This is a genomic window from Prevotella sp. MGM2 (assembly GCF_002933955.1).
Taxonomy (GTDB): domain Bacteria; phylum Bacteroidota; class Bacteroidia; order Bacteroidales; family Bacteroidaceae; genus Alloprevotella.
The window spans coordinates 1-3,318 of sequence record NZ_BEWW01000118.1 but is presented as its reverse complement, the minus strand read 5'-3'; the positions used below and the strand labels follow the sequence as shown (position 1 = coordinate 3,318).

Annotated in this window: 7 protein-coding genes and 1 pseudogene; 2 read left to right on the top strand and 6 right to left on the bottom strand. The window is 50.4% G+C overall.

Annotated elements, in window-relative coordinates; all coding sequences use genetic code 11:
- Positions 1-124: pseudogene (locus tag C5S62_RS02570) on the top strand (conjugal transfer protein TraQ); the annotation flags it as partial.
- Positions 121-648: a glycoside hydrolase family protein gene (locus tag C5S62_RS02565; RefSeq protein ID WP_104403922.1), complete on the top strand. Its 528-nt coding sequence runs from the start codon at positions 121-123 to the stop codon at positions 646-648. The pseudogene C5S62_RS02570 and the gene C5S62_RS02565, both read left to right, overlap by 4 nt.
- A gap of 50 nt (positions 649-698) precedes the next feature.
- Here the strand turns inward: C5S62_RS02565 and C5S62_RS02560 are convergent, their stop codons facing one another.
- From C5S62_RS02560 to C5S62_RS02535, 6 genes are all read right to left on the bottom strand, one after another.
- Positions 699-920 carry a hypothetical protein gene (locus C5S62_RS02560; protein ID WP_007653935.1) on the bottom strand — a complete coding sequence of 74 codons (222 nt, stop codon included), beginning with the start codon at positions 918-920 and terminating at the stop codon, positions 699-701.
- Between the two features lie 118 nt (positions 921-1,038).
- Positions 1,039-1,347 (bottom strand): hypothetical protein, encoded by a 309-nt coding sequence (locus C5S62_RS02555; RefSeq protein ID WP_007653933.1) that lies wholly within the window; start codon positions 1,345-1,347, stop codon positions 1,039-1,041.
- 54 nt (positions 1,348-1,401) lie between these two features.
- A complete protein-coding gene (locus C5S62_RS02550) occupies positions 1,402-1,647 on the bottom strand; it encodes a hypothetical protein (RefSeq protein WP_007653931.1) in 246 nt (81 codons plus the stop codon).
- Positions 1,644-1,883 (bottom strand): DUF3873 domain-containing protein, encoded by a 240-nt coding sequence (locus C5S62_RS02545; RefSeq protein WP_223301114.1) that lies wholly within the window; start codon positions 1,881-1,883, stop codon positions 1,644-1,646. The genes C5S62_RS02550 and C5S62_RS02545 overlap by 4 nt, the downstream gene beginning before the upstream one ends.
- Positions 1,884-1,894: 11 nt before the next feature.
- Positions 1,895-2,119: a hypothetical protein gene (locus C5S62_RS02540; RefSeq protein WP_007653927.1), complete on the bottom strand. Its 225-nt coding sequence runs from the start codon at positions 2,117-2,119 to the stop codon at positions 1,895-1,897.
- Positions 2,120-2,170: 51 nt separating this feature from the next.
- The coding region (locus tag C5S62_RS02535) for a PcfJ domain-containing protein (protein WP_104403920.1) at positions 2,171-3,318 on the bottom strand (1,148 nt) is incomplete at its 5' end.

The window sequence follows — 3,318 nt, the reverse complement described above, 5'->3', positions numbered from 1 at the left end:
CGCCACATTAGAGGACAACTTCGGCAATTCCTTTGAACTGGAATTTGACTTCAACAACCGCAACATCAAGGATGACGGCTTCACCATCGTACCCATCGGCAACTTCAAACCATTGCAGAAATGATGCGTGTGTGGATGATAATGCTCTGTTCGCTTCTGGCGGTCTGTTCCGTGTCCGCACGGATCAGCCGCCAAGAGGGAACGGAGGGGCAGGCGGCAATCTACCGACTGCCACTTTTCGAGAGGGCTGTGCGCTGCACGAAATATTTTGAAGGCTGGCATTCGGAAAAACACCACCCATACGTGGGTTGGGGTCACAAAATTTTGCCGGGCGAAAGGTATTCGGCACGAACTATGACGAAAAGGCAGGCGGACGCGCTCCTGCGGAAAGACCTGCGAAAGTTCTGCGCTATGTTCCGGCAGTTCGGAAAGGATAGTCTTCTGCTCGCCACTCTTGCCTACAATGTCGGACCATATAGGCTTTTAGGCAGCAAGACAATTCCCAAAAGTGCCCTAATCAAGAAGTTGGAGGCTGGCGACAGGAACATCTACCGTGAGTATATAGCCTTCTGCAACTACAAAGGGAAACGCCACGCCATGCTGCTCAAACGGAGAAAGGCGGAGTTTGCACTGCTGTATATCCCGTGACCAGAAACGAAAATCCGAAGAAGCCCCAACTTCATCGGATTTTCCGCTTTTCATACATTCGGGATTTTTCCCGTGTCTATCACACCACCGTCCCTGCAATGCTCGATGCTGCCGGGTGTAAATCCCATGCTCCCGATTGCGATGTGGCGAATATAGTCCGCATACTCCTTACCTTGAAAATTCTTTCCCGTAAGGTTTCTGAAAATCATCTTTATGCTTATGCCGTCGTTGCCGTGCAAGATGATTTTTCCGTTCTGCCTGATTGTTTCCATGATTAAAACTTGTTTTTGTGTGAATGGTATCGCAGATTGGACAAAGGTTTCTTTGCTACTTTCTTTGTCCGCCATCCTGCTCACTGAAAGAAAGTAGGGCGGCTTTCGCCGCCGCCACTCAAAAGCGTGTGTAAAGTCCCGTAACCATCGTGAACATTTCTTCCAGCATATCACAATAGATGCCCTCATGCACGGCAATGTCTTTCGTCCTGCACTCGAATGTCTTTTTGCTGAATGTCCTGCGGTAGAAGCGCATATTGTATAGGTCTGCTCCTGCATCATATATGATGTCAAGGCGGTTGGCACTTGTCTTGTTCCTCGCAAGGCTCATCCGTAAGCCGTTGCCCATATTGATGTAATCTCGGCTACCCGTCATGGCGGTGAAGCGTCTTCCGCCTATCTGTTGTAATATCGTCTTTGCTATCATATCCGTTGTTTTTTAGGGTTTTAAGTGTTGGCGGTGTGAACACCGCCAACACATTCAAAATTCTCGCATCTCGGCAATGGGTGTCTGTCGTTGCAGCCACTCTTTCACATGCTCCATATTGTACTCGCTCGTTATGACTGCCGTATGGCTGTCGGTGGCGGTGAAGCGTGTGCTTTCGTAATCATCTATCCACCCTTTGAGGGTTTCGGTTCCCCACGCTTGGGCATCGTCAAATATGCCGTTCAGAGCCTTAATCGGCTCTTTGAACTTGACAATTAACGTCTGATAGGTTGCGTTCATACTCTGTCCTCCTTTCCTCGTTTTGCGTTCAGCCACTTGTCCCTTGCGGTTCGGCACTCGTCCAAAGTGGGTTTGACACAAGCGAACAGTTCTCCGTCCGTGTGGCGGTAGTCGTACTGAACAAGTGTCCGCCTGCGTCTGCCGATACCCGTTTGGAAACGCTCGTATTTCTCCGTACCTGCTTCCGTGCAGGTGCTTACTCCGCCCGTGGTCATTCTTGTTGTCTGATTATCCATAATTTTCTGTTTTAGAGTATCGTTTCTAATATTCTTCTTCTGTCTTCTTCCCAAACCTCGGTCATCACATAACCGAGGAATTGGCGTCGGCTATCTCGGTTGAGTTCCTTGTATAGTCTTTTGAGGTCGGAGAAGTTGCCGTTCAGGTAGGTTTCGTACATATAAATCTCCATATCCGGCACTTCATAATACCGTGCCTGCTGTTCCAAAGTCTTTGAGCGTCTTTTGCTTTTCATATCGGTGAGGTTTATGACCTACGCCATCGCAGACGCAGGTCGGGTTAGACATCAAGCGGTCATTCTCTTGCGGATTTGATGGGCGTTGCGGTTCACAAGGTCTATGATGCGCTCGTGGTATTCGGTGTTCTCGTTGCATAAGCCACGACACTGCACCACCTCAAAGGTTTTCAAGGACACTTCCACCGTTTCTATGCGCCTGCCGTCAATGGTCGCTGAAAGGATAAGGGAATTTTCCCGATTGTGGTAGCCACCCACGCAATGGTGCATCATCCGTCCTTCCTCTATCATTTCCTCCACGCTCTCTATGACCTTGACGCAGATAAGGCTGTCGGAAAAGACAAGTCCGAAGAACATGCCTTTGGCTTTCAGATATTGTTTCTCGTCCTCAACCGCTTTCTGCCGTTGCTGTTCAGTCCGTTCACGTTCCCTTTGGCGGTTGCGTCCTGCCACCAACCTGTCGTGTTCGGCTTTGAGGTCTTGGGGGCAGACGTACTTCGGGCTGTTCGTGTCCCTGCCGAAGTGTCGCAGGAGCTCTATCGTGTCACGCCATACAGAGCCGTCAGATATGGTGTAGCCGTTGCGGATGCAGATTTTGATTGATGCCCAATACTCCCCGATATTGAACGAGTGGTGCAGATAGTAGCGCAACATTGGGTGTTGCCCTGCCTTCAACAGCGTTTCCGCACGGCTGTCGGAAAGAATGCCTTTGAAAAGGTCGTAAGGCAGGATGTTGTGATATTCGCCCTTGAAGCCGTTTCGCTTCACTTCGGGTATGAAACGCTGTCGGGGGTAGGTGCATCTCGGAGTGATGTCGTATGCCCGAATTTCTTGGCTCTTGCGCACCTCCATATCGCTGTATTCATTCCATAGGTCGCAGTAGAACAAGGACATACTGCGCAGACGGGCAACGGTCGTTGTCCTGCCGTCGGGGGCAATCCACCTCTGCACCACCTCAAAAATGGAATACTTGGCTGGCTCTCCTGCCTTGTATCGGGAATTGACGGAGAAGAAGCGTATCACTTGGTACTGCTTGCAGGTGGTGACGATGGAGAAATACTCCATATCTCTGAATACGCTCTTTCGGGTGCGCAACGCTTCCAGCTCCATACCGCAATGGGGGCAGGTGCATCCGCAAACGGTGTCTGCAAGGTCGTGGTCGCTTTTCCACGAATGTCCGCACTCGGTGCAGATGTTCG